Below are 14,684 nucleotides of genomic sequence, written 5' to 3'. Positions count from 1 at the left end.
GGGCTGAGATGGCCGGCGAAATCTATGGGGCAGCCCGTGCGTGATTACCTGCTGACGCTCTGTGTCACGGCCGCGGTGACCTATCTGCTGACCGGCCCGGTGCGCAAGTTCGCCATCGCGGTCGGGGCGATGCCCGCGATCCGTGCGCGTGACGTCCACCGAGAACCGACACCGCGGCTCGGTGGCATCGCCATGTTCGGCGGACTGTGCGCGGGACTGATCGTCGCGGCCCATCTGTACAACCTCGACAGCGTCTTCCGGCTCTCCAGCGAGCCGCGGGCGCTGCTCTCCGGGGCCGCATTGATCTGGCTGATCGGTGTTCTGGACGACAAGTTCGAGATCGACGCACTGATCAAGCTCGGCGGTCAGATGATCGCCGCCGCGGTCATGGTCATCCAGGGCCTGACGATCCTGTGGCTGCCGATCCCCGGCGTCGGCACCGTCGCGCTCACCCAGTGGCAGGGCACGCTGCTCACGGTGGCCCTGGTCGTCATCACCATCAACGCGGTCAACTTCGTCGACGGTCTGGACGGTCTCGCGGCGGGCATGGTGTGCATCGCCTCCGCCGCGTTCTTCCTGTACACCTACCGGCTCTGGTACGGGCACATGATCGAGGCGGCGGCCCCCGCGACGCTGTTCACGGCGATCCTGATGGGCATGTGCCTGGGCTTTCTGCCGCACAACATGCACCCGGCCCGGATCTTCATGGGGGACTCGGGATCGATGCTGATCGGCCTCGTGCTGGCGGCCGGCGCGATCTCCGTCACCGGGCAGGTCGACCCGGACACGATGAAGCTCTTCGCGGGCAGCGAGCGCGAGGCCACCCAGGCGATGCTGCCGGTCTTCATCCCGCTACTGCTGCCGCTGACCATCATCGCGATCCCGGCCGCCGACCTGGTGCTGGCGATCGTGCGGCGTACGTGGAACGGCAAGTCGCCGTTCGCGGCAGACCGCGGCCACCTGCACCACCGGCTCCTGGAGATCGGTCATTCGCACAGCAGGTCCGTGCTGATCATGTACTTCTGGTCGGCCCTGATCGCCTTCGGCGCGGTCGGCTACTCGGTGCACTCGGCGTCCCTGTGGATCGTGCTGGTCATCATGGGGCTGAGCGCGCTGGGTCTCGTACTGCTGCTGATGCCCCGGTTCACCCCGCGGGCGCCGTACTGGGCGGAACGGTTCGTACCGCCCCGCTACCGCAGGTACCGCGGCAAGGGCGAGGTGCCCGAAGCGGAACCGTCATCTCCGGACGGGGCCCAACAGCGGTGCACGGAGGCGCAGATGGCGCGGGAGGGGCAGGAGCTCCAGGAGGGGGCCCCGGTCGTGGTGGGGGTTTCCGGCGTCAACGGGGCGACCGCGATCGGCCCACGTTCGCGTTTTTCGGACAGAGATAAGGCCAATTCTTCGCGTTGACGATTCGGTCATCGAGGGGCAATACCAGGCAAGACATTGAGTTGTCTTGCTCACACGGGCAGGTTCACCCTCACGTGTGACAGCAGGCACACTTTCTTGGTAAAGACCTCATCAAATAGTTTGTGATACCGTTCACGAAGCCCGGTGACGGAGTTGAGGGATCTGAGTACCACGGTCCATCGGCCCGAGGCATCGACCCGGACCGGGCCTACGCTCGTCCATGACGACACACTGCCCACCCCCTGCAAGCGGAGCTGCCGCCATGCCGTCCAACGACGTCCGGACTCTCCTCCAAGCCGCCGTACCCACCGCTGTCGCCGGTGCTGTCGCCGCCGCGATCAGTGGCGGCGTGGCCGGCGGCAAGGGAGCCCTGGGCGCGGTCGTTGCGACGATCGTGGTGATTCTCTTCATGGGGATCGGACTCATGGTCCTCCAGCGGACCGCGCGGTCCCTGCCCCACCTGTTCCAGGCGATGGGGCTGATGCTCTACACGGCTCAGCTTCTCCTGCTGTTCATCTTCGTCGCCGTATTCAAGAACACCACCATGTTCAACCCGAGGGCCTTCGCGATCACGCTGGTCGCGGCGACTCTCGTGTGGATCGGCGCACAGACGCGTGCGCACATGAAGGCCAAGATCCTTTACGTCGAACCCGAGTCCGACAAGGCGGAAAAGCCCAAGAACACGGGCTCGAAGTCGTGAAGGGTAGGGGCGGGATAAGTGCAGGTTCAAGACCCTGCTATCGTCCGGTTCCAACTGCGGCACTGCGGGCGCGGGCATGTGAGCTGACGCCTGCTCGATCGCGAGGCTCAATGCCTGACTGCCGCTCACACATCCGTAACACCAGTCCAGTGCCGAACCGCGGCTCCACGCCGCGCCGACACAACGAGGTTGCCGTACCTATGCGCCACGCTGAAGGAGCCCGCGGTGAGTGCTGACCCGACGCAGGTGCTCGCCTTCGAGACCGATTGCCACATCTTCTCCGGTTGTGGTTTCCCGGGTCCTGGCTTGCACTCTTTCCTGTTCGAGCCGATCTTCGGTGACGCGGACAGCAACATCTACTTCAACAAGACGATGCTGCTGGCGCTCCTCGGTACGGTCATCATCGTCGGCTTCTTCTGGGCCGCCTTCCGTAAGCCGAAGATCGTTCCGGGCAAGCTCCAGATGGTCGCCGAGGCCGGATACGACTTCGTGCGCCGCGGAATCGTCTACGAGACACTGGGCAAGCGCGAGGGCGAGAAGTACGTCCCGCTGATGGTCTCGATCTTCTTCTTCGTGTGGATGATGAACCTCTGGTCGATCATCCCGCTCGCCCAGTTCCCGGTGACGTCGATCATCGCGTACCCGGCCGCTCTGGCCCTGACCGTCTACATCCTCTGGATGAGCATCACCTTCAAGAGGCACGGCTTCGTCGGCGGCTTCAAGAACCTGACCGGCTACGACAAGTCGCTCGGCCCGGTCCTGCCGCTGATCATGGTCATCGAGTTCTTCTCGAACGTCCTGGTCCGCCCCTTCACCCACGCGGTCCGACTCTTCGCGAACATGTTCGCGGGTCACACACTGCTGCTGCTCTTCACCATCGCCAGCTGGTACCTGCTGAACGGCATCGGTATCGCCTACGCGGGTGTGTCGTTCGTGATGGTCCTCGTGATGACGGCCTTCGAGCTCTTCATCCAGGCCGTTCAGGCGTACGTCTTCGTGCTCCTGGCGTGCACCTTCATCCAGGGCGCTGTCGCCGAGCACCACTGATCGCGCCTCCTATACCCCCAGTCGTCCGGTGGCCAACCCCCGCCGGTCCGTGAAAGAGAAGGAAGAACTGGCATGTCCCAGACCCTTGCCGCCGTCACCGGTTCCCTCAGCTCCGTCGGTTATGGCCTGTCCGCCATCGGCCCCGGCGTCGGCGTCGGCATCATCTTCGGCAACGGCACGCAGGCTCTCGCCCGTCAGCCCGAGGCTGCCGGCCTGATCCGCGCCAACCAGATCCTCGGCTTCGCCTTCTGTGAGGCGCTCGCCCTGATCGGTCTGGTCATGCCGTTCGTCTACCCGACCTCCTGACTGGTCGGGAACAGACCATTCGACGGAAGGCACTGACGTGAACCCTCTGGTTCAGTTCGCGGCGGAGAAGCCGGAAAACCCGCTCGTCCCGCCGATCCCTGAGCTCGTCATTGGCTTCATCGCCTTTGTCATCGTCTTCGGCTTCCTCGCCAAGAAGCTCCTCCCGAACATCAACAAGGTTCTGGAAGAGCGTCGCGAGGCCATCGAAGGCGGTATCGAAAAGGCCGATGCGGCCCAGACCGAGGCCCAGAGCGTGCTTGAGCAGTACAAGGCTCAGCTCGCCGAGGCCCGCCACGAAGCCGCGCGCCTGCGCCAGGAGGCTCAGGAGCAGGGCGCCGTGATCCTGCAGGAGATGCGGGCGGAAGGCCAGCGGCAGCGCGAGGAAATCATCGCTGCCGGCCACGCCCAGATCGAGGCCGACCGCAAGGCCGCCGCCTCGGCGCTGCGCCAGGACGTGGGCAAGCTCGCCACCGACCTGGCCGGCAAGCTCGTCGGCGAGTCCCTGGAGGACCACGCCCGGCAGAGCGGCACCGTCGACCGTTTCCTCGACGAGCTCGAGGCGAAGGCCGAGGCTGTCCGATGAACGGCGCGAGCCGCGAGGCACTGGCTGCCGCACGTGAGCGTCTCGACGCGCTGACCGACAACACGTCGGTCGACGCGGCGAAGCTCGCCGAGGAGCTGGCCGCCGTCACGGCGCTGCTCCAGCGCGAGGTCTCGCTGCGACGGGTCCTGACCGACCCGTCGCAGGCCGGCGAGGCCAAGGCCGAGCTGGCCGGACGACTGCTGCGCGGTCAGGTGGGCGGCGAAACGGTCGACCTGATCTCCGGCATGGTCCGCTCCCGCTGGTCCCAGTCGCGTGACTTGGTCGACTCGGTCGAGGAACTGGCGAACATCGCGGACCTCACCGCCGCCCAGCGCAGCGGAGACCTCGACGACGTGGAGGACGAGCTCTTCCGGTTCGGCCGGATCGTCGCCTCCGACAAGGAACTGCGCGCCGCGCTCACCGGCAAGTCCGGGTCCCCCGTCGCCAAGGGCGAGCTGCTCCGCAGCCTGCTCGGCGGCAAGGCACGGCCGGCCACCGAGCGCATCGTCGTGCGGCTCGTGACCCAGCCGCGTGGACGTAGCCTTGAAGCGGGACTCGAGTCCCTCTCCAAGCTTGCCGCGGAGCGCCGGGACCGGATGGTCGCCGTGGTCACCTCGGCAGTGCCGTTGAGCGATCGGCAGAAGCAGCGTCTCGGCGCCGCACTGGCGAAGATCTACGGCCGTCCGATGCACCTGAATCTCGATGTGGACCCGACGGTCCTCGGCGGGATCGCGGTGCGGGTCGGCGACGAGGTCATCAACGGCACCGTCGCGGAGCGCCTCGACGAGGCGACCCGTCGCATGGCCGGCTGACGAGCACAGCGCAGCAACAGAACAGAGCAAGACCAGCGGCCCGGTTGGGCCGTGCAGAAATTGCAGAAGATTCCTGGGGGTCGGCCCCCAGACCCCCTTAAGAAACTTCGGGCCCAACAAGGAGAGCAGGGAACCCAGATGGCGGAGCTCACGATCCGGCCGGAGGAGATCCGGGACGCGCTGGAGAACTTTGTCCAGTCGTACAAGCCGGACGCGGCCTCGCGCGAGGAGGTCGGTACGGTCAGCGTTGCCGGCGACGGCATCGCGAAGGTCGAGGGTCTTCCCTCGGCCATGGCGAACGAGCTGCTGAAGTTCGAGGACGGCACCCTCGGTCTCGCCCTCAACCTCGAGGAGCGCGAGATCGGTGCGATCGTCCTTGGCGAGTTCAGCGGCATCGAAGAGGGCCAGCCGGTGCAGCGCACCGGTGAGGTGCTCTCCGTCGGCGTCGGCGAGGGCTACCTCGGCCGCGTCGTCGACCCGCTCGGCAACCCGATCGACGGTCTCGGCGAGATCGCGACCGACAGCCGTCGCGCCCTCGAGCTGCAGGCCCCTGGCGTCATGGTCCGTAAGTCGGTGCACGAGCCGATGCAGACCGGCTACAAGGCCGTCGACGCCATGGTGCCGATCGGCCGCGGCCAGCGTCAGCTGATCATCGGCGACCGTCAGACGGGTAAGACCGCTCTGGCCGTCGACACGATCATCAACCAGCGCGACAACTGGCGCTCGGGCGACGTGAACAAGCAGGTGCGCTGCATCTACGTCGCCATCGGTCAGAAGGGTTCCACCATCGCCTCCGTGCGTGGTGCCCTGGAAGAGGCCGGCGCGCTCGAGTACACGACCATCGTCGCCGCCCCGGCGTCCGACCCGGCCGGCTTCAAGTACCTTGCGCCGTACACCGGTTCGGCCATCGGCCAGCACTGGATGTACCAGGGCAAGCACGTCCTGATCATCTTCGACGACCTCTCGAAGCAGGCCGACGCCTACCGCGCCGTGTCGCTTCTGCTGCGCCGTCCGCCGGGCCGCGAGGCCTACCCGGGCGACGTCTTCTACCTCCACTCGCGTCTGCTGGAGCGCTGCGCCAAGCTCTCCGACGAGATGGGCGCCGGTTCGATGACGGGCCTCCCGATCGTCGAGACCAAGGCGAACGACGTGTCGGCGTTCATCCCGACCAACGTCATCTCCATCACCGACGGCCAGTGCTTCCTGGAGTCCGACCTGTTCAACGCCGGCCAGCGTCCGGCCCTGAACGTCGGTATCTCGGTCTCCCGTGTCGGTGGCTCCGCCCAGCACAGGGCGATGCGCCAGGTCTCCGGCCGACTCCGTGTCGACCTCGCCCAGTACCGCGAGCTGGAGGCGTTCGCCGCCTTCGGTTCCGACCTGGACGCGGCTTCGAAGGCGTCGCTGGAGCGCGGTAAGCGCATGGTCGAGCTGCTGAAGCAGCCGCAGTACCAGCCGTTCCCGGTGGAGGAGCAGGTCGTCTCCATCTGGGCCGGCACCAACGGCAAGATGGACGACGTCCCGGTCGAGGACATCCGTCGCTTCGAGACCGAGCTGCTGGAGTACCTGCGCCGTGAGCGCAAGGACCTCCTGACCAGCATCGCCGAGGGCGCCAAGATGTCCGACGACACGCTGCAGGCGATTGCCGACGCGGTCGCCGCCTTCAAGCAGCAGTTCGAGACCTCGGACGGCAAGCTCCTGGGCGAGGGCTGATCGATGGGCGCTCAGCTTCGCGTTTACAAGCGCCGCATTCGCTCCGTCACCGCCACGAAGAAGATCACCAAGGCGATGGAGATGATCGCCGCTTCGCGCATCGTCAAGGCGCAGCGCCAGGTGGCGGCGTCGACGCCGTACGCGACCGAGCTCACCCGTGCGGTGACCGCGGTGGCGACCGGCTCCACCACCAAGCACCCGCTGACCACCGAGGCCGACACTCCGGCGCGGGCCGCGGTCCTGCTCATCACGAGCGACCGCGGTCTGGCCGGCGGTTACTCCTCCAACGCCATCAAGGCCGCGGAGCGACTGACCGAGCGTCTGCGCGGTGAGGGCAAGGAGGTCGTCACGTATGTGATCGGCCGCAAGGGTGTCGCCTACTACGGATTCCGCGAGCGCAAGATCGAGGATTCGTGGACGGGCTTCACCGACAGCCCGACGTACGCGGATGCGAAGCGGGCCGCGGCCCCGCTGATTGAAGCGGTCACTCAGGAGACCGCCGAGGGCGGCGTGGACGAGCTGCACATCGTCTTCACGGAGTTCGTGTCGATGATGACGCAGAACCCGGTGGACAACCGGATGCTGCCGCTCAGCCTCGACGCTGCGAAGGACGAGGACGGCAAGGGCGAGATCCTGCCGCTCTTCGACTTCGAGCCGTCGGCGGAGGACGTCCTCGACGCCCTGCTTCCGCGGTACGTCGAGAGCCGGATCTACAACGCGCTGCTGCAGGCCGCTGCTTCCGAGCACGCTGCCCGCCGCCGCGCGATGAAGTCGGCCACCGACAACGCCGGTGAGCTCATCAAGAGCCTCTCCCGGCTTGCCAACGCGGCCCGCCAGGCCGAAATCACCCAGGAAATCAGCGAGATCGTCGGTGGTGCCAGTGCGCTGGCCGACGCGACCGCGGGGAGTGACAAGTAATGACGACGACAGTTGAGACGGCCGTTGCCACGGGCCGCGTCGCCCGGGTCATCGGCCCGGTCGTCGACGTGGAGTTCCCCGTCGACGCGATGCCGGACATCTACAACGCGCTGACCGTCCAGGTGGCCGACCCGGCCGAGGACGGCAAGCTCAAGACGCTGACCCTCGAGGTCGCCCAGCACCTCGGCGACGGCGTGATCCGCGCGATCTCGATGCAGCCCACCGACGGTCTGGTCCGCCAGGCCGCGGTGACCGACACGGGTACCGGCATCACGGTCCCCGTCGGTGACATCACCAAGGGCAAGGTGTTCAACACCCTTGGTGAGATCCTGAACAAGCCCGAGGCCGAGGCCGAGGTCACCGAGCGCTGGCCGATCCACCGCAAGGCGCCCAACTTCGACCAGCTCGAGTCCAAGACCGAGATGTTCGAGACCGGCGTCAAGGTCATCGACCTTCTCACCCCGTACGTCAAGGGTGGAAAGATCGGTCTGTTCGGTGGTGCCGGTGTCGGCAAGACCGTTCTGATCCAGGAAATGATCTACCGCGTGGCCAACAACCACGACGGTGTGTCGGTGTTCGCGGGCGTCGGTGAGCGTACTCGTGAGGGCAACGACCTCATCGAGGAAATGGCCGACTCGGGCGTCATCGACAAGACGGCGCTTGTCTTCGGTCAGATGGACGAGCCGCCGGGCACGCGTCTTCGTGTGGCGCTGGCCGGTCTGACCATGGCGGAGTACTTCCGCGATGTGCAGAAGCAGGACGTGCTCTTCTTCATCGACAACATCTTCCGGTACACCCAGGCCGGCTCCGAGGTGTCCACCCTGCTCGGCCGTATGCCGTCCGCGGTGGGTTACCAGCCGAACCTGGCCGACGAGATGGGTCTGCTGCAGGAGCGCATCACGTCGACCCGCGGTCACTCGATCACCTCGATGCAGGCGATCTACGTCCCCGCGGACGACCTGACCGACCCGGCCCCGGCCACCACCTTCGCCCACCTCGACGCGACGACGGTTCTCTCCCGTCCGATCTCCGAGAAGGGCATCTACCCGGCCGTGGACCCGCTGGACTCCACGTCCCGGATCCTGGACCCGCGTTACATCGCGCAGGACCACTACGACACCGCCATGCGGGTCAAGGGAATCCTGCAGAAGTACAAGGACCTCCAGGACATCATCGCCATTCTCGGTATGGACGAGCTCGGCGAGGAGGACAAGCTCACGGTCTTCCGCGCCCGTCGCATCGAGCGCTTCCTGTCCCAGAACACCCACGTCGCCAAGCAGTTCACCGGCGTGGACGGTTCGGACGTTCCGCTCGACGAGTCGATCGCCGCGTTCAACGCGATCGCCGACGGTGAGTACGACCACTTCCCGGAGCAGGCGTTCTTCATGTGCGGTGGCATCGAGGACCTCAAGGCCAACGCCAAGGAGCTCGGCGTCTCCTGAGCCCATGGCTCACCGAGGGGGGCGGGTGTGTCCCGTCCCCCTCACCACGCCCCGTAGAATTGACCCAACACCCGGCTCGAACGGCCGGGTGGTGACCCGAGGAGCCACCCTTGGCTGCTGAGCTGCACGTCGAGCTGGTCGCCGCGGACCGCAGTGTCTGGTCCGGCGAGGCCAACCTGGTCGTCGCGCGCACCACGTCCGGCGACATCGGCGTCATGCCCGGTCACCAGCCGCTTCTGGGTGTGCTGGAATCGGGCCCGGTGACGATCCGTACGAGCGACGGCGGGACCGTGGTCGCCGCGGTGCACGGCGGTTTCATCTCGTTCGCGGACGACAAGCTCTCGCTGCTCGCGGAGATCGCGGAGCTGGCGGACGAGATCGATGTCCAGCGCGCCGAGCGTGCGCTGGAGCGCGCGAAGTCGGACACGGACGCCGCTTCCGAGCGGCGCGCCGAAGTGCGACTGCGTGCGGTGGCGGTGCGCTGACGCATCGCGACGACGTAGCTTTACCCTCAGCCGCGGCCCGAGCTGGAGACCACTCCAGACCGTGCCGCGGCTGAGGCGATGCAGGTGCGGTTGTGATTCTGGCGGTATCCGTTACTCGACGACGCGAGGAGGTCGGTGGAGATGTTCCTCGCGCTGTGGGTGGGCGGGCTGGTCGTCGCACTGGTCGCGGTTGGACTCTTCGTCTTCGGTCTGCGCCGGCGGCTGATTCAGCGCTCCGGCGGGACCTTCGACTGCAGCCTGCGATGGAACGTGCCGGAGGAGCCCGATCTCTCGGGCAAGGGCTGGGTCTACGGGGTCGCCCGGTACAGCGGCGACCGGATCGACTGGTTCCGGGTCTTCTCGTACGCTCTCCGCCCGCGCCGGATTCTGGAGCGTTCCGCGATCGAGGTGGTCGCCCGTCGGCTGCCCGAGGGCGAGGAGGAGCTGGCGCTCCTGTCCGATGCCGTGGTGCTCGGCTGCCTTCATCGTGGGACCCGCCTGGAGCTGGCCATGAGCGAGGACGCGCTGACCGGGTTCCTCGCCTGGCTGGAGGCGGCTCCGCCCGGCCAGCGGGTCAATGTGGCCTGAGCGGGGGCTCGGCGGGCTGGGGCACCTCTCCGGACGGAGCCGCGGAGGGCCGCTGCGGCCCGAGTACCCGTACGGTGACGTACCCGTGCGGTGACGTGCGAAAAACTGGGGAGACAGGGGGCGGACCTGTCTCCCCGGCTGCTTTTCGGGGTGGTGCGCGGTACCGAGCGGGGGGTGTGGACTGCTGTCGGTTTGCTGCGTTGAAGTGAGTTGTGGTGAGCATGAGTGAGTCCTGTCGGTGGGTTTGTGGGGTGGGAACGGGGGTTCTGGGGTCGAATGGGTGACCTTGGGGGCTGGTGCTCGTTGGGCTGGGGGCGGGTGTCCGGTCTTGTGGGTGGGGGTGTTGTGGTGGGTGGTGTGCGGGAGTTGGCGGCGCCGTTCGTGGTTCCCGGGCTTTGCGGGGTGGCGGTCCGGGACCGTCTCAAGCACCTCACGCCCCGGGACGAGGAGGTTCTGCGTGCGGTCGGTGAGCACCAGGGCCGTCTGGCTTCGCGTGATCTGAAGGCCCGTTGTGCGGATGGCCTGGAGCACGGCAAGGAGACCTGGGCGTCGCGTAAGCGGGATCTGACCGGGGTGTCGTCGTCGCGGATCGCGGGTGCGATCACCAAGGCCACCCATGACCAGTGGGCGCTGGCCCGGCGTTGCCAGGCGGCGCACGTCCAGACGCTGGAGGCCGGGATCAGGGCGCTGCGGCGCCGCCTGTCCCTCCCCGTCGGCGCGCCGGGAACGAAGCGGGCCCCGGGTGGTTACCGGTCCAGGGGTGAGTGGTTCCACAAGTCCCGCCGTCTCGCGGCGCTGGAAGCCCGGCATGGTGCTGCGGTCCGTGACCGGCAGGCCGGGCGGGTCCGGGTCGTGCGGGGTGGCAAACGGCTCCTCAACACCCGCCACCACCTCACCGAGGCCCGGCTGACCGAGGAGCAGTGGCGGGAGCGCTGGGAGGCGGAGCGCTGGTTTCTTGCCGCGGACGGTGAGTCCGGGAAGCGGTTCGGGAACGAGACGATCCGCGTCACCCCGGACGGCGAAGTATCGATCAAGCTGCCCGCCCCGCTCTCCCACCTCGCCAACACCAAGCACGGCCGGTACCTCCTCGCCTCGACCGTAAGGTTTGCGCACCGGGGCGTGGAGTGGGCCGACCGCGTCACCGCGAACCGGGCCGTCGCCTACCGCATCCACCTCGACACCGGCCGTGGCCGCTGGTACCTCACCGCGTCCTGGCAACGCCCCGCCGTCCAGATGATCCCGCTGGCCACCGCCCGCGCCCGGGGCATGATCGGCGTCGACACCAACGCCGACCACTTCGCCGCCTACCGCCTCGACCCGCACGGCAACCCCACAGGCGAGCCCCGGCGCTTCTTCTACGACCTGTCCGGCACCACCGCTCACCGCGATGCCCAGATCCGCCATGCGCTGACCCGCCTGATCAACTGGGCCAAGAGTGCCGGTGTTGCCGCGATCGGCATCGAAGATCTCGACTTCACCGCCGAGAAGACCCGGGAGAAGCACGGCCGCAGGAAATGGTTCAGGCAGCTGATCTCCGGCATCCCGACCGGCAAAGTCAGGGCCCGGCTGGTCTCCATGGCCGCGGAGCAGGGCCTGAGCATCGTCGCGGTCGACCCCGCCTACACCAGCGTGTGGGGGGCCCAGCACTGGCAGAAACCACTGGCCACCCCCAAGCGAAAGATGTCCCGTCATGATGCCGCCGGCATCGCGATCGGACGACGCGCCCTCGGACACCCGGTCCGGCGTCGGACGGCACCGCCCCCACACGACCGGAGAGATCGTGCGGGGCATCGGACCGCCCAGGCCGAACCAGGCACCCGAGGACGTGAGGGAACCCGCCCACCCGCCACGGACCACGCCCCTGGAGGCGTGCTGCCGAACGGGACGAGAAAGCGGCAACCCAGCGCATCCAACACCGTTCGGGATGTGCCCAGCACACATGAGTGGGTCCAGGACCCACTCATGCACACTGGCTAGGAACGGTGGTCCGTGGACTGCAAACCCTGCGCCGCGCTGAGCACGCCTTGTCATGGCGTACTCACCGCAGTGTGCTCGGTGAGATTTGGAAGGTCTGGACCAACCATCAAGAGGTCCAGACCAAAGTTCACTGGGGACGTCGGACACCCAACTCCTGTGCCAGGACGGCCGCCTGGACCCGGCTGCGTAGCTCCAGCTTGCCCAGCAACCTGCTGACGTGCGTCTTCACGGTCGCCTCGGCCATGGAGAGCCGGGCCGCGATCTCGGCATTCGACAGCCCCGCGCCGAGACAGCCGAGCACCTCCCGCTCCCGTCGGGTGAGGGCGTCGAGTACCGCCGGGTCCGTTGCTTTCGCCCGTCGGGCGGGGGCGGTTCCGGCGAACTCCGCGATCAGACGGCGCGTCACGGCCGGGGCGATCAGCCCCTCGCCACGCGCCACCGTGCGTACCGCTTCGAGCAGATCGCGTGCATCGGTGTTCTTCAGCAGGAAGCCCGCCGCACCGGCCCGCAACGCCCCGAAGACGTACTCGTCCAGATCGAACGTCGTCAGCACCAGCACATCCGCGAGATTCTCGGCCACCACCAGCGCGGTCGCCGACACCCCGTCGAGCCGCGGCATCGACACGTCCATCAGCACCAGATCCGGCCGCAGCTCGCGGGCCAGCCGCACCGCCTCCTCGCCGTCCCCGGCCTCGCCCACGACCTCGATGTCCGGCGCACTGCGCAGAATGAGCACCAGCCCCGCACGGACGGCCGACTGGTCCTCGGCGACCACCACCCGGATCGTCATGCCCTCACACTCCCTTCGTCCACGGGCAGTTCGGCCCGCACCCGCCAGAACTCCGTTCCGCCCCCGGAGCCCACCGGACCGGCCTCGATCGTTCCGCCCAGCAGTGCCACCCGCTCCCGCATCCCCACCAGACCTGCCCCCGATCCGGGTGCGCGCGGCCCCGGACGGTCCCCGAAGGCGCTGCTGATCTCCACGGTGAGCAGCGGCCCGGCCCGCCCGAGCCGCACCAGGACCGGGCCGGGCGCGGCATGCTTGAGCGCGTTCGTCAGCGACTCCTGGACGATCCGGTACGCGGCCAGCTCGACCGGCGCGGGCAGCGGGTCCCGCTCGTCGCGGGTGTCCTCGAAGGCGCAGGTCAGTCCGGTGGACGCGGCGTTCGTACGGGCCTGCTCGACCAGTGCGTCCAGCGAGGCGAGCGTCGGGGAGGCGCTCGGCTCCTGGTCTGCGCCGCCGGTACGGAGCAGCCCGATCAGCCGCCGCATCTCGGCGAGACCGTCGACGCTGTTCTCCCGGATCACCCCCAGCGCCTCGCGCGAGGTCTCCGGCTTGTCGATGGAGAGCGCGGCGGTGGAGTGGATGGCGATGGCGGAGAGGTGGTTGGCCACCATGTCGTGCAGCTCGCGGGCCATCCGGGCGCGCTCGGCGGCTACCGCCTGGGCCCGGTCCATCTCGGCCAGCAGCGCGGTCTGGTCGGCGCGCAGCCGGGCGGCCTCGGCGGCGTCCCGGTGGTTGCGGACACTGGCCCCGGTGATGGCGGGCCCGAACGAGACGACCCCGGTGAGCACGCCGACGAGCAGCGCCTGCGGATTGCGGAACCACGCCAGGAACCCGATCGTGACCGCGACCGTGATCAGGAACGTGGTCACCGGGATCCGGCGGGCGGCGGACGGCGTCCCGTAGAGCACGGCCGCGTACATCAGGTCGGTGAACAGCATCACCGTCGCCAGATTCCCGACCGTGAACTGATCCGCGACCAGCGCGAGTGTGCCGACGATCAGTGCCGTCTGCGGGGCGGTCCTGCGTGCCAGTGCGAGGCCCGAGACGACGGCGAGCGGCAGCAGGGAGACCCAGGGCGCGACGAAGTCCCGGTTGCCCTGCATCTGCAGTCCGAGCATCCACAGGAACAGACCGCCGGCCAGGCCGGTGGCGGCGATGATCACGTCGTGACGGTGCGGGCGGGCGGAGGGGGGCACCCTCCCATCCAACACGGTGGCCTCACCCCGGTCCTCCCTACCGGGGGTGAGGAGCAGTACATCGAAGGATGCAGTCCCGGTTCGTCATCGGCGACGACGATTCCGGGCGCCCCGGGCGGAAGGCTGGAGGGGAGGAGAAGGAGAAGTGCTGTGATCGTCACGCTGATCGTGCTCTGCGAAGCCGCCTTCTGGGTGCTGCTGGCCGCGGGGCTGCTGCTGCGGTACCCGGCGAAGAAACCGCGCCTGGGCGCGGCCGTGCTGCTGTGCGAGCCACTGCTGGAGGTCGTGCTGCTGGTGGTGACGGCCATCGACCTGAAGAATGGGGCGCAGCCCGACTGGAAGCACGGTCTCGCCGCGGTCTACATCGGCTTCACGGTGGGGCTCGGCCACTCCACGATCCGCTGGGTCGATGCCCGGTTCGCCCACCGTTTCGCGGGCGGACCGCCACCGGTGAGGCCGCCGAAGTACGGGATGGAGCGCGCGGCGCACGAATGGCGGACCGCGGGGCGCTGGATGGTCGCGGCGGTGGTGGCGATGGCGCTGCTGCAGGCGGCTATCTGGTACGTGGGCGGGGACGGGGACGTCACGTCGCTCCAGGCGTGGCAGGGGAAGATGCTGTTCGTGATCGGGCTCAACGTGGTCATCGCGGGGAGCTACACGGTGTTCCCGAAACGGGAACCGACGGGGCGCTGAGAGACCGGGCGGGCTTGATGACCGAGCCCG

Annotated in this window: 15 protein-coding genes; 13 read left to right on the top strand and 2 right to left on the bottom strand. The window is 68.0% G+C overall.

The window, feature by feature from the left end:
* Positions 1–24 precede the first annotated feature (24 nt).
* The 12 genes from ACF08M_RS17965 to ACF08M_RS17910 all read left to right on the top strand — a co-directional run bounded on the left by ACF08M_RS17965 (position 25) and on the right by ACF08M_RS17910 (position 11,978).
* A complete protein-coding gene (locus tag ACF08M_RS17965; RefSeq protein WP_392186210.1) occupies positions 25–1,410 on the top strand; it encodes an MraY family glycosyltransferase in 1,386 nt (461 codons plus the stop codon).
* A 262-nt stretch (positions 1,411–1,672) separates the two neighbouring features.
* Positions 1,673–2,110: a hypothetical protein gene (locus ACF08M_RS17960; protein ID WP_392186209.1), complete on the top strand. Its 438-nt coding sequence runs from the start codon at positions 1,673–1,675 to the stop codon at positions 2,108–2,110.
* Positions 2,111–2,320: 210 nt separating this feature from the next.
* The gene (gene atpB / locus ACF08M_RS17955) at positions 2,321–3,157 is read left to right on the top strand and encodes a F0F1 ATP synthase subunit A (RefSeq protein WP_392186336.1); all 837 of its coding nucleotides are present in this window, start codon (positions 2,321–2,323) and stop codon (positions 3,155–3,157) included.
* Positions 3,158–3,229: 72 nt separating this feature from the next.
* A complete protein-coding gene (locus ACF08M_RS17950) occupies positions 3,230–3,463 on the top strand; it encodes a F0F1 ATP synthase subunit C (protein WP_072483720.1) in 234 nt (77 codons plus the stop codon).
* A gap of 37 nt (positions 3,464–3,500) precedes the next feature.
* Positions 3,501–4,046 carry a F0F1 ATP synthase subunit B gene (locus tag ACF08M_RS17945; protein ID WP_392186208.1) on the top strand — a complete coding sequence of 182 codons (546 nt, stop codon included), beginning with the start codon at positions 3,501–3,503 and terminating at the stop codon, positions 4,044–4,046.
* Entirely contained in the window at positions 4,043–4,858 is an 816-nt protein-coding gene (locus ACF08M_RS17940; protein WP_392186207.1) for a F0F1 ATP synthase subunit delta, read from the top strand. The genes ACF08M_RS17945 and ACF08M_RS17940 overlap by 4 nt, the downstream gene beginning before the upstream one ends.
* 138 nt (positions 4,859–4,996) lie before the next feature.
* Positions 4,997–6,568 (top strand): F0F1 ATP synthase subunit alpha, encoded by a 1,572-nt coding sequence (gene atpA, locus ACF08M_RS17935; RefSeq protein WP_392186206.1) that lies wholly within the window; start codon positions 4,997–4,999, stop codon positions 6,566–6,568.
* A 3-nt stretch (positions 6,569–6,571) separates the two neighbouring features.
* Positions 6,572–7,486 carry a F0F1 ATP synthase subunit gamma gene (locus tag ACF08M_RS17930; RefSeq protein WP_392186205.1) on the top strand — a complete coding sequence of 305 codons (915 nt, stop codon included), beginning with the start codon at positions 6,572–6,574 and terminating at the stop codon, positions 7,484–7,486.
* The gene (gene atpD / locus ACF08M_RS17925; RefSeq protein ID WP_392186204.1) at positions 7,486–8,928 is read left to right on the top strand and encodes a F0F1 ATP synthase subunit beta; all 1,443 of its coding nucleotides are present in this window, start codon (positions 7,486–7,488) and stop codon (positions 8,926–8,928) included. The genes ACF08M_RS17930 and atpD overlap by 1 nt, the downstream gene beginning before the upstream one ends.
* A 110-nt stretch (positions 8,929–9,038) precedes the next feature.
* Positions 9,039–9,413, top strand: coding sequence for a F0F1 ATP synthase subunit epsilon (locus ACF08M_RS17920; RefSeq protein WP_114246680.1), 375 nt, complete (start codon positions 9,039–9,041; stop codon positions 9,411–9,413).
* Between the two features lie 141 nt (positions 9,414–9,554).
* Positions 9,555–10,001 (top strand): DUF2550 domain-containing protein, encoded by a 447-nt coding sequence (locus ACF08M_RS17915; RefSeq protein WP_362205003.1) that lies wholly within the window; start codon positions 9,555–9,557, stop codon positions 9,999–10,001.
* Positions 10,002–10,349: 348 nt separating this feature from the next.
* On the top strand, positions 10,350–11,978 hold the full coding sequence (locus tag ACF08M_RS17910) for an IS200/IS605 family accessory protein TnpB-related protein (RefSeq protein WP_392186335.1): 1,629 nt from the start codon (positions 10,350–10,352) through the stop codon (positions 11,976–11,978).
* Positions 11,979–12,105: 127 nt separating this feature from the next.
* Here ACF08M_RS17910 and ACF08M_RS17905 read toward each other — a convergent pair whose 3' ends face one another.
* On the bottom strand, positions 12,106–12,768 hold the full coding sequence (locus ACF08M_RS17905; RefSeq protein WP_392186203.1) for a response regulator: 663 nt from the start codon (positions 12,766–12,768) through the stop codon (positions 12,106–12,108).
* Positions 12,765–13,928 (bottom strand): sensor histidine kinase, encoded by a 1,164-nt coding sequence (locus ACF08M_RS17900; RefSeq protein WP_392186202.1) that lies wholly within the window; start codon positions 13,926–13,928, stop codon positions 12,765–12,767. The genes ACF08M_RS17905 and ACF08M_RS17900 overlap by 4 nt, the downstream gene beginning before the upstream one ends.
* Positions 13,929–14,111: 183 nt before the next feature.
* Between ACF08M_RS17900 and ACF08M_RS17895 the strand changes: the two genes are divergently transcribed.
* Positions 14,112–14,654, top strand: a complete 543-nt coding sequence (locus ACF08M_RS17895; protein ID WP_392186201.1) for a hypothetical protein — start codon at positions 14,112–14,114, stop codon at positions 14,652–14,654.
* Positions 14,655–14,684 lie beyond the last annotated feature (30 nt).

This window comes from Streptomyces sp. NPDC015032, assembly GCF_043080425.1.
Classification (GTDB): domain Bacteria; phylum Actinomycetota; class Actinomycetes; order Streptomycetales; family Streptomycetaceae; genus Streptomyces.
The sequence above is the reverse complement of the archived record's forward strand: the minus strand, read 5'-3'. Positions and strand labels throughout refer to the sequence as shown.